The sequence below is a fragment of the Salipiger sp. genome (assembly GCF_048261495.1).
Taxonomy (GTDB): Bacteria; Pseudomonadota; Alphaproteobacteria; order Rhodobacterales; family Rhodobacteraceae; genus Salipiger.
This window is the reverse complement of the sequence record NZ_JBLXFX010000016.1, coordinates 13,020-27,907: the sequence shown is the minus strand read 5'-3', so window position 1 is coordinate 27,907 and position 14,888 is coordinate 13,020. Positions and strand designations below refer to the sequence as shown.

Here is a 14,888-nt window from a genome sequence, read left to right as displayed (position 1 = left end):
GCCCCGGTGGGTTGGTCACCCGGCGCGAGGGGTCAGGCCAGCATCTGGGCGTCGCCGCAGATCGACACCGCCTGACCGGAAATCGTGCGGCCGCGCGGGCTGGTCAGGAACAGGATCTGGTCGGCGATCTGGTCGGGCTGCACGTATTCCTTGAGCGAGGTGTAGGAAAACGCCTCGGCCTCGACCGCTTCGAAGCTCGTCCCGCGGCGCTGCGCCTTGGCTTCCAGCACCCTGCGCTGGCGGTCCCCGGCGACGATGCCGGGCAGGATGGCGTTGCAGCGGATGCCGTCCCGGCCCAGTTCGACCGCCAGCGACTTGGTAAAGCCGATCACCCCCCATTTCGCCGCCGCGTAGGGCGTGCGCATGGCAAAGCCGAGCCGCCCGGCCAGCGAGGAGAGGTTGATGATCGAGGCATTGCCGCTCTTGCGCAGGGCCGGCACGGCGAGGCGGGCACAGCGGAACTGCGAGGTCAGGCAGATCGCCAGCGTCGCGTCCCAGTCCGCCGGGTCGATCTCTTCCACCGGGCCGGTGGGTCCGGCGATGCCGGCGTTGTTCACCAGGATGTCGAGCCCGCCGAAATGCGCCAGCGCCGCCTCCATGAATTCCGCGATCTGCCCGGCGTCGCCCATGTCGGCGCGGCGGCGGAAGACCTCGTCGGGCAGGCCGTCCAGCGCCGCCTCGTCGATGTCGCAGGTGGCGACGCGGGCCCCCTCGTCGAGATAGGCCTGCACGATGGCGCGGCCGATGCCCTGCGCTCCGGCGGTGACGATGACGCACGCGCCCTCCAGGTTCAGTTTCACGGGATGATCCTCCTCCGATTGTCGTCCGTATCCATCGCGCCATGGGCGCGGATCAGCTCCGAGGCGGTGCGGATGTCCTCGGAAATCGCATGGGCCGCCGCCTCACCGTCGCGCGCGGTCAGCGCCTCGCACAGCATCCGGTGATGTTCGCGCGAATGATGCCCGCGCGAGCGCGTCATCTCTTCCTCCTGCGGCACCCCGGCTTCGACGCCGATGTCGAAGTTGATGATCGGGCCGGCCTTGAGCCAGAGCATGGTGATGACCTCCATCAGCGCGGGCGATCCCGCCGCGCGGTAGAGGGCAAAGTGCAGATCCTTGTTCGCCGCCACCGCCGCGGCACTGCCGTAGGCGCGATCCAGCACCTCGTCGAAACGCTCTGCCAGCACCCGGATACCGGCGATGTCCGATCGCGAGGCGCGCTCGGCCGCCAGCCGGGCGGCCTGACCTTCGGTCAGCATCCGCACCATGGTGAGGTCGGCGAATTCCGCATCCGTCATCAGCGGCACCATCACCGCGCGTTTCGGCGACACGTCGAGCGCGCCGCTCGCCGCGAGGCGACTCACCGCTTCGCGCACCGGCATCATCGACACCTCCAGCCGTTCCGCCAGGTCGCGCAGGGACAGCCGGTCGCGCGGACGCAGCGCGCCGGACAGGAGCATTTCGCTCAGCGTGTCAAACACCTGATCCGAAAGCGTTTGCCGACGGGCGGGTCGTAGCTGGTCGAGCGGTTGGGACATGAATTCGTGAACTCCGTGTTGACTCGCGCAACACCCTTCTGCAACTGTGATCTCAGATCACACCAGATCGGGCGCGACTGCAACAATTGATCTCCCGGCAGAGGAGGAAAGTCAGCCGGAAAGATCCGTCCCCCTCTCGGGTGTGGTTCTCAGACAAGGATCCAGGGAGGATACCATGACCACGACCAACACGACCCGCAGGGGATTCCTGCGGACGGGCGCGGCCGGCCTTGCGCTCGGCGTCGCTTCGCCCGCCTATCTGCGGGCGCAGGGCGCTCCGCTCAAGATCGGGCACCTGACGCCCACCACCGGCTTTCTCGGCCCGCTCGGCGAATATGCGCAGATGGGCATCAAGCTGGCGGTCGAGCACATCAATGCCAACGGCGGCGCCGGCGGGCGCCAGGTCGAGCTGGTCATGGAGGACAGCGTCAACCCGCAGACCGCGTCGACCAAGGCCGAGCGCATGTTCGAGCGCGACGGCGTCGACATGATCATCGGCGAGATCTCCTCGGCCTCCTGCCTGACGATCAGCCAGGTCGCTGCGCGCTACAAGAAGTGCTTCGTGAACACCGGCGGCAACTCGGACAGCCTGCGCGGGCAGGATTGCAACCGCTACATGTTCCACGTCGAGACCCAGAACTCGATGTACGTCAACGCCGAGGGCGCCTTCTTCAAGAGCCAGGATCTCGTCGAGGGCAAGAACTGGTACACGATGACGGCGGACTATGCGTTCGGGCATGACCTGCTGTCGGCGGCCAAGGCATTCCTCGACGCCAACGGCGGCGTCATCGCGGGCGAGGATCTGGTGCCCACCGATGCGACCGACTTCTCGTCCTACCTGCTCAAGATCCGTCAGGCCGAGCCCGATGTGGTGGCGCTGAACCTCGCGGGGACGCAGATCACCAACTTCTTCAAGCAATACGGCGAATTCGGCCTCGACTTCACGCTGGGCGGCTTCGGCTTCGACACGGTGTCGGCCTGGGCGGCCGGGGCGCAGAACTTCCGCGGCACCTGGCCCAACGTCTGGAACCATCTCGTTCCGAACGATGCCTCGCAGGTCTTCGTCAAGGCCTTCACCGACGCCTACGGCAAGCCGCCGGAGAACCAGGCCTGGGGCGATTACAACGCCGGCCTCATCATGGCGCAGGCGGTTGCGGCGGCGGGGGATGCCTCGGGCGATGCGCTCGTCGGCTATCTCGAAAGCTCCGAGGCGCAGTTCGACCTGATGAAGAACCGCAAGGGCTATTTCCGTCCGAGCGATCACCAACTCATCCAGGAGATCTACGCCATCACCGCGCTGCCGGCGGACGAGGTGAAGAATGAATACGACATCTTCACCACCTCCGAACCGCTGCCCGGGGCGGACGAACCGCTCGAGACGCTGGCACAAAGCGTCACCGGCGGCACCTGCAGCCTCTGATCTGCCGCGCGGGGCAGGGGCCGCGGCCCCTGTCCCGCCACCAAGAGAACTCGAATTCGGGAGGGGAGGCACCACATGCTGGGGCTCTTCATCGCGCAGGTCCTGAACGGGCTGCTGGACGGCACCTATTACCTGCTCATCGCGCTGGGTCTGTCGCTGATCTTTTCGCTGGGCGGGATCATCAACCTCGCGCACGGGGCGTTTTTTGCCATCGGCGCCTATCTGGCGATCCTCATCACGCCCCATGTCGGCTATTTCGGCGCGCTGATCCTGGTGCCGCTGATCGTCGCCGGGCTGGGGATGCTGACCGAGCGGTCGCTCTTCACCCGGTTCTACCGCATCGACCCGCTCTATTCGCTGCTGCTGACCTTCGGTCTGGCGATGGTGATCGAACAGGGGCTGCGCTGGATCTTCGGGGCCTCGCCGCAGAACTACAACATGCCCGACATCCTGCGCGGGCAGGTGTTCATGGGCGATTTCATCTATTCGCGCTACCGGCTGTTCCTGATCGCGGTGGCCGTCGTCGCCGTGGCCGGGCTCTGGGTGCTGCTGAACCGCACCTCCTTCGGACGCATCGTGCGCGCCGGGGTGCAGAACCCGGAGATCGTCGGCAGCCTCGGCATTTCGCTGCGTCCCTATCTCTCGGTCGTGGCGGGCATCGCCATCGGCCTTGCGGGACTGGCCGGGGTGCTGCTGTCGCCGATCTACACCATCCACCCGGCGATGGGGGCCGAGATCATCACCCTCGCCTTCGTGGTGGTGGTGATCGGCGGGCTCGGCTCGTTCTGGGGCGTCATCATCGCCGCCATCCTCGTCGGCCTGACCAAGGGCATCCTGGTGGCCGTCGGGCTGTCGTCCTGGTCCACCGCCGCCATCTACCTCCTGATGTTCGTCGTCCTTCTGCTGCGCCCGCGCGGCCTGCTGGGCGAACGCATCCTCCGCTTCGAGTGATCCCATGACCCGCATTCATCCGCTTCTGATCGCGGCCGCCGCGCTGGTCGCCCTGCCTTTCGTCATCCTGGCCGCCGGACTCACCTACACCTCCGCGACCGAGGTCGTGGTCTACGGCCTGGCCTGCATGGGACTGAACATCCTTGCCGGGCGCACCGGGCTGGTCAGCTTCGGCCACGGCGCCTGGTTCGGCATGGGGGCCTATTTCGCCGGGCTCACCTCGCTCGCCATGGGGGGCGCCTTCCTGGTGCCGTTGCTGGTGGCGGTGCTGGCGACCGCCGCCGTCTCGGCGGTCTTCGGGGCGCTGATCCTGCGCCGCCGGGGGGTGTACTTCTCGCTCATGACACTGGCGCTTTCGGCGCTTGGGTTCTCCATCGCCTTCCGCTGGACCGAGGTCACGGGCGGCGAGAACGGCCTCGGCGGCATCGACCGCCCGGCGTTCCTGGGCCTCGATTTCGAGATGTCCGAACCCTATTACTGGCTGGTCGCGGCGGTGGCCTTCGTCGTGCTGGTGCTGCTGTGGCGGTTCAACAACTCGCCGCTCGGCACCGTGCTGCTCGCGATCCGCGAGAACGAGCAGCGCGCCCGCTTTCTCGGCTACAAGGTCGACCGCTACAAGCTGGCCGCCTTCGTGCTCTCGGCGACGATCACCGCGCTGGCGGGGGTGCTGCTGCTCTACAAGAACCGCATGACCTCGGCCGAGCCGATGTCGGTGATCTTTTCCGGCGAGCTTCTGGCGATGGTGGTGATCGGCGGGATGCGCAGCTTTCTCGGGCCGGCGATCGGAGCGCTGTTCTACATCCTGTTCCGCGAATACCTGTCGATCTACACCGGCAACTGGCTGCTGTGGTTCGGCCTCGTCTTCATGGCCTTCGTGCTCTACGCCCGGGAGGGGCTGATCGGCATTCCCGGCCAGATCCGGCGCCATTTCAACCCGCCCGCCGAAACCGGCGCGGCGATGGCCGGGCGCCGGGCCGGGGTGCATCCGCTGCCGGAGTTCCTGAAACCGACCGACCATACCGACGCGCCGCTGCTGGTGGCGCAGGGCATCTCCAAGCATTTCGGCGGGCTCAAGGCCGTCGACGACGTCGACATCTCGGTGCGCGACCGCACGCTGCACGCGCTGATCGGGCCGAACGGGGCGGGCAAGACCACGGCGTTCAACCTGCTTTCGGGTCTCTACAAGCCCGACGCGGGCGAGGTGACGCTGGCCGGGCAACCGCTCTCGGGCCGCACCCCGGAGGAGATTTCGGCCGCCGGCATCGGGCGCAGCTTCCAGATCACCAACCTGTTCCCCTCGCTCAGCGTGCAGGAAAACATCCGCCTCGCGGTGCAGGCGGGGGATGCGCGCCGGATGAACCCGGTGATCCGCGCGCGGACCCTGTCGCAGGTGAACGAACGTACCGCTCAGATCATGGATTACGCGGGGCTTTCCGGCATGGAGGAGGCCGAGGCCGGATCGCTGTCCTACGGCGGGCAGCGGCTGCTCGACCTCGGGCTGGCGCTGGGGAACCACCCGCGCATCCTGCTGGCCGACGAACCGCTCGCGGGGCTCTCGGTGGCCGAGCGCGAGCGCATCGGCCTGCTGCTGAAGGCGCTGTCGCGGGACATCCCGGTGCTGCTGGTCGAACATGACATCGACCGGGTCTTCGAACTGGCCGACCACGTCACGGTGATGAACGAGGGGCAGGTCCTTCTCGACGGCACGGTGGACGACGCGCGCAACGACAAGCGCGTGCAGGAGGTCTACATCGGCTCCGGCACCTCGGCGGTGGCGGGCAGGGCGCGCGACAGCGCGGTGCAGGACAAGGTTCTGCTGTCGCTCGACAAGGTGAACGTGAGCTACGGCAAGAGCCACATCATCAACGACGTCAGCTTCGATCTGCGGCAGGGCGAGATCCTCGCGCTTCTGGGCCGCAACGGCGCGGGCAAATCGACGCTGCTGAAATCCCTCATCGGCATCGCGCCGGTCGGCAGCGGCGAGATCCGGCTCGACGGCACGCCCATCCAGGGCCTGCCCTCGGCCGCGATGGCCCGCGCCGGGATTTCCTACGTGCCGCAGGGGCGGGGGCTGTTCGCGGGCATGTCGGTCCGGGACAACCTCGAACTCGGTCGCATCCGCCGCCGGACGGGGGAGGGGACGCATTGGGACGAGGACCGGATCTTTGCCTATTTCCCCCGCCTGAAGGAGCGGATCGACACCCCGGCCGACTATCTCTCGGGGGGCGAACAGCAGATGGCCGCCGTGGCGCGGGCGCTGTCGGGCGACACCCGGGTGCTGCTGCTGGACGAGCCCTTCGAGGGGCTGTCGCCCGCCGTGGTCGAGCAGTTGTTCGAAACCTTCGACCGCTTGCGCCGGGAGGTGTCGATCATCATCGTCGATCACAACCTCGACCTCGCGCTGACGTTGTCGGACCGCACCGTCGCGCTCGAACGCGGCAGCATCATCCACGAAGGGCCCTCCGCCGCGCTGGCCCATGACATCGACCTGCGCCGTCAGGTTCTCTGGCTCTGAAGGAGGGACCAACATGAGTGATACGGTTGCCATCATAGGCGCGGGCCTCATCGGCCGTTCCTGGAGCGCGCTGTTCGCGCGCGCCGGATACCGGGTGCAGGTCTGGGATGCGGACCCCGGCGTTCTCGACCGTTTCGGCGCGGACATGGCCAAGCTCTGCGACACCCTCGTCGCCGAGCGGCTGCTGGAGGACCGCGACGCCACGCTGGCGCGCATCCGCACCGCCGCGACGCTCGAGGAGGCGGTGTCGGGCGTCGTCTTCGTGCAGGAGAACGGGCCCGAGAAGATCGAGGTGAAACGCGATCTCTTCGCCCGGCTCGACGCCGCGACACCACCGGATGCGGTCATCGCCTCCTCGACCTCGGCCATCGTCGCCTCGCGCTTCACCGAAACGCTGGCGCATCGCGGCCGCTGCCTTGTCGGCCACCCGGTCAACCCGCCGCACCTCGTCCCGGTGGTCGAGCTTTGCCCCGCCCCCTGGACCACCGCGGAGACGATGGACCGCGCGCAGGCCGTCTACGACCGGATCGGCCAGGTGCCCGTTCGCATGACCCGCGAACGCGACGGTTTCGTGCTGAACCGCCTGCAGGGCGCGCTGCTGGGCGAGGCACTGCGCCTGCTGGGCGAAGGCGTGGTCAGCGTGGAAGGACTCGACGCGACCATCAAGGACGGGCTCGGCCTGCGGTGGGCGCTGATGGGACCGATCGAGACCATCGACCTCAACGCGCCCGGCGGCATCGTCGACTATGCCACGCGCTACGGCGGCTTCTATGCCGGTCTTGCCGAGGAACCCGCCGGGCCCGAGGTGTTCTCGGTCGGGAACGCTGAAAGGATCGCCGCGACCTGGCCGCAGGATCGCAGCCCCGACACCATCCGCGCGCGGCAGGACATCCGCGACACGCGCCTTGCCGCGCTGCGCCGTCACCTCGCGTCCGAACAATCCTGAAGGAGAGACCCATGGCCAAACCCCGCAAGGTCATCATCACCTGCGCCGTAACCGGCGCGATCCACACGCCCTCCATGTCGAAATACCTGCCCGTGACCGCGTCGGAGATCGCCGACGCGGCGATCGGCGCGGCCAAGGCCGGTGCGGCGGTGGTCCACCTGCACGCCCGCGATCCGCAGGACGGCCGCCCCGACCAGTCCCCCGAGGCGTTCACGCCCTTTCTCGGGGTCATCAAGCAGGCCAGCGATTGCGTGGTGAACATCACCACCGGCGGCGCGCCGACCATGACCATCGAAGAGCGCGTCCGCCCCGCCGAAACCCACCGCCCCGAGGTCGCCTCGCTCAACATGGGGAGCATGAATTTCGGCCTGTTCCCGATGCTGAAGCGGTTTCCCGATCTCGAACACCAGTGGGAACGGGACTATGTCGGCAACAAGAACATCATCTTCAACAACAGCTTCGGGCAGATCGAATACATCCTGTCGACGCTCGGTCCGCTGGGCACGAAGTTCGAATTCGAATGCTACGACACGGCGCATCTGCACAACCTCAAGTACTTTCTCGACGAAGGGCTGGTGAAGGGGCCGCTGTTCATCCAGACCGTGTTCGGCCTGATGGGCGGCACCGGCGCCCATCCCGAGGACGTGATGCACATGAAGCGCACCGCCGACCGGCTGTTCGGCGACCAGTACCGCTGGTCCGTGCTGGGTGCGGGCAAGAACCAGCTTCCCATCGCCGCGATGGCCGCCGCGATGGGCGGCAACGTCCGCGTCGGGCTCGAGGATTCGCTCTGGGTCGGTCCGGGCCAGCTTGCCCGCAGCAATGCCGAGCAGGTCACCAAGGCCCGCCAGATCATCGAGGGGCTGGGGCTGGAACTTGCCACGCCGGACGAGGCGCGTGAGATCCTGGAACTGAAGGGCGCGGACCAGGTCGGCTTCTGATCCCGCGCACCCGACGAACGGGCCATCCCGCGAGGGCGGGGTGGTCCGCCTCGATTCCGGGCGGCTGCGGCGCGAGGTCGGCGGCGCGGGCCCTTGCCGCTTGTCCGGGGCGCGGATCGGACGCAGGATCGGCGGACCCGAGGCACAAAGGCGCGCGAACTTGGCCGATCTCCTGCTGATGAACCCCAATTCCGACGTCGCCACGACGCGGGCGATGGTCGCCATCGCGCGGACCATCCTGCCCCGGATCGGCGGCTGGACCGCGCCCTCCGGCCCGGGGATGATCGTCACGGACGAGGCGCTGCGCACCGCGGCTGAGCTTGTCGCCGCTGCCGTCCTGCCGCCGGTCCGCGGCATCATCGTCTCGGCCTTCGGGGATCCGGGCCGCGCGGCCCTGTCCCGGCGCATGGCCTGCCCGGTGGTGGGCATCGGCGCTGCGGCGGCGCGCGCCGCCGGTGCGGGCGGGCGGCGCTTTGCGGTGGTGACGACCACGCCCGGCCTGCGGACGAGCATCGACGCGCTGATGCAGGCCGAGGCGGGAGCGGGCAGCTACGCGGGGTGTCATCTCACCCCCGGCGATCCGGTCGCGCTGATGGCGGATGCCGATCGCCTCGATGCCGCGCTCCTTGCCGGGATCGAGACCGCCGCGCGCGACGGCGCAGGGGCGGTCATCATCGGCGGTGGTCCCCTGGCCGAGGCCGCGGAGCGCCTTGCCGCCGTCAGTCCCGTTCCGCTCGTCGCACCGATCCTGGCCGCGGCGCGGGAGTTGCGCCACCATGTCGGGGCGGAGCAGGGCGCGGATTTGCCCCCGGAACGTGCCGATTCGGTGAAATTCCTGCCTCGTTGATGGGCAGAGGATCGTTTGTGGTCCAATAAATAGGCACCGCGCCGCAACGCGGCACGCCCTCTCCCGGGTGACACGTTTCGCCGCTGGCCAGAGGCGAAAGCCGCTTGCCACTCTTTCCTCCGTTGACTCGTCCCACGTGTCCCCTGCGCCCGCCGCAGCCGGTCACGGGGGGCGGACATAAAAAAAGCGCCGGACCATGCCGGCACAACTCGGAGGTATTCATGTCCAAACTCGGAAAGGGCTTTGCCGTTCTGGCGACCGCGGTCGTCGTCGCCTGCGGCACGCTCACTCAGGCGCAGGGTACGCTGCGCGTCGGGATGACCGCGGCGGATATTCCGCTGACCACCGGCCAGACCGACCAGGGCGGCGAAGGGATGCGGTTCATGGGCTACACGGTCTATGACTCGCTCATCGAATGGGATCTGACCAGCGCCGACAAGCCGTCGGTCCTGATCCCCGGCCTGGCCACCGAATGGTCCGTGGGCGAGGATGAGCTCACCTGGACGTTCAAGCTGCGCGACGGCGTCACCTTCCACGACGGTTCGCCCTTCACGGCCGAAGTCGCGGTCTGGAACCTCGATAAGCTGCTGGTGGATTCCGCGGAACAGTACGACCCCCGCCAGTCGGCGCAGGGCAAGAGCCGGATTCCCGCCGTCGCCTCCTACAAGGCGGTCGACGACCTGACGCTCGAAATCACCACCAAGGCGCCGGACGCGACGCTGCCCTACCAGCTTGCCTGGATCCTGATGTCGTCGAAGGCGAACTGGGAAGCCAATGACAAGGACTGGGAAAAGGTCGCGCTGGCACCCTCGGGCACCGGACCGTGGAAGCTGGAGACCTTCGTCCCGCGCGAGCGTGCCGAACTGGTGCCGAACGCCGATTACTGGGACGCGCCGCGGGTTCCGAAGCTCGACAAGATGGTGCTGATCCCGCTGCCCGAACCCAACGCCCGTGCCGCCGCGCTGCTGTCGGGGCAGGTGGACTGGATCGAGGCACCCGCGCCCGACACCATTCCGGCGATGACCGGCAACGGCTTCGTCATCTCGTCGAACGCCTATCCGCACAACTGGACCTGGCACCTGTCGCGGCTCGAAGGGTCGCCCTGGAACGACATCCGGGTGCGCAAGGCCGCCAACCTCGCCATCGACCGCGAAGGCATGATGCCGCTTCTCGGCGGCCTGATGGTGCCGGCCAAGGGCTTCCTGCCGCCGTCCTCGCAATGGTTCGGCACTCCCACCTTCGACGTGACCTATGACATCGAGGCCGCCAAGGCGCTGATGACCGAAGCCGGGTTCGGCCCGGAGAACCACCTGAAGGTCAAGGCGCTGATCTCGCCCTCGGGCTCGGGCCAGATGCTGCCGCTGCCGATGAACGAATACATCCAGCAAAGCCTTGCCGAAATCTGGATCGACGTCGAGTTCATGGTGGTCGAGTGGAACCAGATGATCAACCTGTGGCGGGCCGGGGCTGCCGATGCGGCGGTCGAGGGCGCTCAGTCGATCAACTTCACCTACTTCATCCAGGACCCGTTCACCGGCCTGATCCGCCACCTGGACGAGAACCTCATCGCGCCCAACGGCACCAACTGGGGCCACTACAAGGACCCGGAGATGCAGGAGCTGTTCAGCCAGATCAAGACGACCTTCGATCCCGAGGCGCAGAACGCCGTGCTGCAGAAGACGCACGAGAAGTTCGTCAACGAGGCGCTGTTCCTCTTCGTGACCCACGATGTCGCGCCGCGCGCGATGTCGCCCAAGGTGACGGGCTTCGTGCAGGCGCAGAACTGGTATCAGAACTTCTCGTCCATCTCGATGGCCGACTGAGGGCCCGGTCCCCTCGCCCCCGCCGCCCGGTCGCGGCGGGGGCCCCCTTTCCAGGAACGAACCCGTGCTCACCTATCTCATCCGACGCCTGATCCTCGTGCTGCCGGTCGCCTTCGGCGTCTCGGTGATCTGCTTCATGCTGGTCCAGATCGCCCCCGGCGATCCGCTGACCGCCATCATGCCGGTGGATGCCACCGCCGAGGAACAGGCCGCGATGCGCGCCGCCTACGGGTTGGACAAGCCGCTCCCGGTCCAATACGCGATCTGGATCGGCAACCTCGCGCAGGGCGACATGGGCAAGTCCATCGCCACAGGGCGGCCCGTCGCGGGCGAGGTCTTCGGCGCGGTGCAGAATTCCCTGCTTCTGGCGGTCAGCGCCGCCGTCATCGCCTTTCCCATCGGCATCTTCCTCGGCTTCCTCGCCGGGTATTTCCGCGACAGCTGGATCGACCGCGCGGTGACCGCGCTGTCCATCACCGGGGTTTCGGTGCCGAACTACTGGCTGGGGATCGTGCTGGTCATCATCTTTTCGGTGAACCTCGGCTGGTTGCCGTCGATGGGCGCGGGGCCGGGCGGGTCCAGCGCCTGGGAATGGGACTGGCTGCACATGCGCCACCTGATCCTGCCCGCCGTCACCCTTGCCGTGGTGCCCATCGGCATCGTGTCGCGCACCGTGCGGGCGCTGGCGGGCGACATCCTCACGATGGACTTCGTGCAGGCGCTCTATGCCAAGGGCATGAGCCGGGCCGACGTCCTCCGCCACGTCGCGCGCAATGCCGCCGCCACCGCGCTGTCGGTCATGGGGCTGCAACTGGGCTACCTGCTGGGCGGTTCGATCCTCATCGAGACGGTGTTCAACTGGCCCGGCTCCGGCTTCCTGCTGTCCAACGCCATCTTCCAGCGCGACCTGCCGCTGCTGCAGGGCACGATCCTCGTGCTGGCGCTTTTCTTCGTCGCCATGAACCTCATCGTCGACGTGGCGCAGGCCGCCATCGACCCCCGCATCCAGAGGACCTGAACCATGGCCCTTGCGGAGACCTCTCCCGCCGTCGCCCCCAAGCCGAAACCGCAGGGCTACTGGTCCGGCGTCCGCGCGCGCCTCGTGCGCGACCCGCTGACGATGATCTGCCTCGCGGTGATCCTGGCGCTGATCCTGTCGGCGATCCTCGCGCCGTGGCTGGGGCTGGCCGATCCCTACAGGGGCTCGATGATCGCGCGGCTGAAGCCGCTGGGCACCGAAGGCCACCTGCTCGGCACCGACGAGCAGGGGCGCGACATGCTCGCCCGGCTGATCTACGGCGGGCGGCTGACGCTGTTCATCGGGCTCATGCCGGTGGTGCTGGCGTTCTTCATCGGCTCGGTGCTGGGGATCGTCGCGGGCTATGTCGGCGGGCTGACCAACACCATCATCATGCGCACGGTCGACGTGTTCTTCGCCTTTCCCTCGGTGCTGCTGGCCATCGCCATTTCCGGCGCACTGGGGGCGGGGATCGTCAATTCGCTGGTCTCGCTCACCATCGTCTTCATCCCGCCGCTGACCCGCGTGGCCGAAGCCGTCACCTCCGGCGTCCGCGCGCTCGACTACATCGACGCGGCGCGTGCCACCGGGGCCGGTGCCTGGACGGTGATCCGGGTACATGTGATCGGCAACGTGCTGTCGCCGATCTTTGTCTACGCCACCTCGCTGACCTCGGTCTGCATGATCCTCGCCGCCGGGTTGTCGTTCCTCGGCATCGGGGTGCGCCCGCCGGAACCGGAGTGGGGGCTGATGCTGAACACGCTGCGCTCGGCAATCTACGTCAACCCGTGGCTCTCGGCGCTTCCCGGCGTGATGATCTTCATCACCTCGCTGTGCCTGAACCTGCTGAGCGACGGCCTGAGGAGTGCCATGAATGTCCGCGACTGACCCCCGTGCGGCCGGGGCCGCGACACGCCCGCTGATCTCGGTCCTGAAGCTCAAGAAACATTTCCCGGTGCGCGGCGGGGTCTTCGGGCGGACGCAGGCCGTGGTGCAGGCGGTCGACGGCGTCTCCTTCGACGTGAAACCGGGCGAGACGCTGGGCATCGTGGGGGAATCCGGCTGCGGCAAGTCCACCACCGCCAAGCTGCTGATCGGCCTGACCGAACGCGACGACGGCGATATCCTGTTCGACGGTCACGCGCTCGGCGCGCAACTGACCCTCAAGGACCTGCGCAAGAACGTTCAGATGGTGTTCCAGGACAGCTACGCCTCGCTCAACCCGCGCCTGACGATCGAGGATTCCGTCGCGTTCGGCGCCAGGGTTCAGGGCCTCGACAACCCGGAGGACCGGGCGCGGGCGTTGATGGAGCGTGTCGGCCTCGACCCGGACCGCTTTGCCCACCGCTATCCGCACGAGCTGTCGGGCGGTCAGCGCCAGCGGGTGAACATCGCCCGCGCGCTTGCCATGTCGCCGCGTCTGGTGGTGCTGGACGAAGCGGTCTCGGCGCTCGACAAGTCGGTCGAGGCGCAGGTGCTGAACCTGCTGTCGGACCTGCGCAAGGAGTTCGGCCTCACCTACATCTTCATCAGTCACGACCTGAACGTGGTGCGCTACATCTCCGACCGCATCCTGGTGATGTATCTCGGCGAGGTGGTCGAGGTCGCGCCGGTCGACTCGATCTGGACGGAACAGGCCCACCCCTACACGCGCTCGCTGTTCTCGGCGATGCCGTCGATGGACCCCGACAACCGGACCAAGGAACCTCCGCTCGCGGGGGATCCGCCGAACCCGATCAACCCGCCGCCGGGCTGCCGTTTTCACACGCGCTGCCGCTTTGCCGCCGATGTCTGCAAGCTGCGGGTGCCGAAGCTTGCGGGGATCGCGCGCAATGCGGATCACCTTGCCGCCTGCCACCTCCATGACGCGGAATCCGGCCATCCGGGCGCGGGGAAGGGGATTCCGGCATGAGCGACAAGCTTCTCGACATCCGCAATCTCACCATCCGCTTCAAGGGCAAGCGGACGGTGCACGCCATCAACGACGTCTCGCTCGGCATGGAGCAGGGCGAGACGCTGGCCCTGCTGGGGGAAAGCGGGTCGGGCAAGTCGGTGACGCTGAAGGCGCTTCTCGGCCTGTTGCCGCCGAAACGCTCAGAGGTGTCGGGCTCCATGCATGTGAACGGCATCGACGTGCTGTCGCTCTCGGGCAAGAAATTGCAGAAATACCGGGGCGGCGAGGTGTCGATGGTGTTTCAGGAACCGGCGCTGGCGCTGGACCCGGTCTATACCGTCGGCCACCAGATCGCCGAGTCCGTCATGCGCCACAAGGGGGTGAGCAAGGACGAAGCGCTGTCGGTCGCGCTGGAAATGCTCGACCGGGTGCGCATCCCCTCGGCCAACCGGCGGCTTCACAACTACCCGCACGAGCTCTCGGGCGGGATGCGGCAACGGGTGATGATCGCGCTGGCGCTGGCCTGCAGGCCGCGCCTTCTGCTGGCGGACGAACCGACCACCGCGCTCGACGCGACGGTGCAGATCCAGATCCTGCTGCTGCTGCGCGAGTTGCAGAAGGAGTTCGGCATGGGGGTGATCTTTGTCACCCACGACATCGGCGTGGCGGTGGAAATCTCGGAACGGATCGCGGTGATGTATGCCGGGCAGATCGTCGAGGAGGGCACCACCCACGAGATCATCCGCAACGCCCGCCATCCCTATACGCGCGGCCTTTTGGCAGCCAACTTGCACGACGTGGCACGCGGAGAGCGGCTCAACGCCATCCCCGGCGCGCCCCCCGCGCTTGAGGTGAAACCCGACGCCTGTTCCTTTGCGCCGCGTTGCCCTCTGGCGCTGCCGGAATGCCGTGACGGGCTGCCGCCGATGATCCACCCCTCGGAACGCCGCCGCATCGCCTGCCTGCGCGCCGAAGAGCCCATAGCCGCAGAGTGAG

General features: G+C 67.6%; 13 protein-coding genes. 11 read left to right on the top strand and 2 right to left on the bottom strand.

The genetic code is table 11. The features are described 5' to 3' along the window. Window positions 1-32 precede the first annotated feature (32 nt). Entirely contained in the window at window positions 33-800 is a 768-nt protein-coding gene (locus ACN0RJ_RS21135) for an SDR family oxidoreductase (protein WP_417725562.1), read from the bottom strand. Next, complete coding sequence (locus ACN0RJ_RS21130) at window positions 797-1,537, bottom strand: GntR family transcriptional regulator (protein WP_417722705.1); 741 nt, start codon at window positions 1,535-1,537, stop codon at window positions 797-799. The genes ACN0RJ_RS21135 and ACN0RJ_RS21130 overlap by 4 nt, the downstream gene beginning before the upstream one ends. A 175-nt stretch (window positions 1,538-1,712) precedes the next feature. Here ACN0RJ_RS21130 and ACN0RJ_RS21125 point away from each other — a divergent pair, with 175 nt between their 5' ends. From ACN0RJ_RS21125 to ACN0RJ_RS21075, 11 genes are all read left to right on the top strand, one after another. Beyond that, window positions 1,713-2,957 carry an ABC transporter substrate-binding protein gene (locus ACN0RJ_RS21125; protein WP_417725561.1) on the top strand — a complete coding sequence of 415 codons (1,245 nt, stop codon included), beginning with the start codon at window positions 1,713-1,715 and terminating at the stop codon, window positions 2,955-2,957. A gap of 75 nt (window positions 2,958-3,032) precedes the next feature. Then, entirely contained in the window at window positions 3,033-3,908 is an 876-nt protein-coding gene (locus ACN0RJ_RS21120) for a branched-chain amino acid ABC transporter permease (protein WP_417722703.1), read from the top strand. 4 nt (window positions 3,909-3,912) lie between these two features. Continuing rightward, window positions 3,913-6,423: an ATP-binding cassette domain-containing protein gene (locus ACN0RJ_RS21115; protein WP_417725560.1), complete on the top strand. Its 2,511-nt coding sequence runs from the start codon at window positions 3,913-3,915 to the stop codon at window positions 6,421-6,423. Between the two features lie 13 nt (window positions 6,424-6,436). Then, window positions 6,437-7,369, top strand: a complete 933-nt coding sequence (locus tag ACN0RJ_RS21110; RefSeq protein ID WP_417722701.1) for a 3-hydroxyacyl-CoA dehydrogenase — start codon at window positions 6,437-6,439, stop codon at window positions 7,367-7,369. Between the two features lie 11 nt (window positions 7,370-7,380). Continuing rightward, window positions 7,381-8,310 (top strand): 3-keto-5-aminohexanoate cleavage protein, encoded by a 930-nt coding sequence (locus tag ACN0RJ_RS21105; protein ID WP_417722700.1) that lies wholly within the window; start codon window positions 7,381-7,383, stop codon window positions 8,308-8,310. Between the two features lie 160 nt (window positions 8,311-8,470). After that, the gene (locus tag ACN0RJ_RS21100; protein WP_417725559.1) at window positions 8,471-9,157 is read left to right on the top strand and encodes an aspartate/glutamate racemase family protein; all 687 of its coding nucleotides are present in this window, start codon (window positions 8,471-8,473) and stop codon (window positions 9,155-9,157) included. A gap of 221 nt (window positions 9,158-9,378) precedes the next feature. Then, complete coding sequence (locus ACN0RJ_RS21095; RefSeq protein ID WP_417725558.1) at window positions 9,379-10,980, top strand: ABC transporter substrate-binding protein; 1,602 nt, start codon at window positions 9,379-9,381, stop codon at window positions 10,978-10,980. 64 nt (window positions 10,981-11,044) lie between these two features. Then, on the top strand, window positions 11,045-11,998 hold the full coding sequence (locus ACN0RJ_RS21090) for an ABC transporter permease (RefSeq protein ID WP_417722697.1): 954 nt from the start codon (window positions 11,045-11,047) through the stop codon (window positions 11,996-11,998). 3 nt (window positions 11,999-12,001) lie between these two features. After that, window positions 12,002-12,886: an ABC transporter permease gene (locus ACN0RJ_RS21085; RefSeq protein WP_417722696.1), complete on the top strand. Its 885-nt coding sequence runs from the start codon at window positions 12,002-12,004 to the stop codon at window positions 12,884-12,886. Then, window positions 12,873-13,910, top strand: a complete 1,038-nt coding sequence (locus tag ACN0RJ_RS21080; RefSeq protein ID WP_417725557.1) for an ABC transporter ATP-binding protein — start codon at window positions 12,873-12,875, stop codon at window positions 13,908-13,910. Before ACN0RJ_RS21085 ends, ACN0RJ_RS21080 begins: the two co-directional genes overlap by 14 nt. Then, window positions 13,907-14,887 carry an ABC transporter ATP-binding protein gene (locus ACN0RJ_RS21075; RefSeq protein WP_417725556.1) on the top strand — a complete coding sequence of 327 codons (981 nt, stop codon included), beginning with the start codon at window positions 13,907-13,909 and terminating at the stop codon, window positions 14,885-14,887. The genes ACN0RJ_RS21080 and ACN0RJ_RS21075 overlap by 4 nt, the downstream gene beginning before the upstream one ends. Window position 14,888 lies beyond the last annotated feature (1 nt).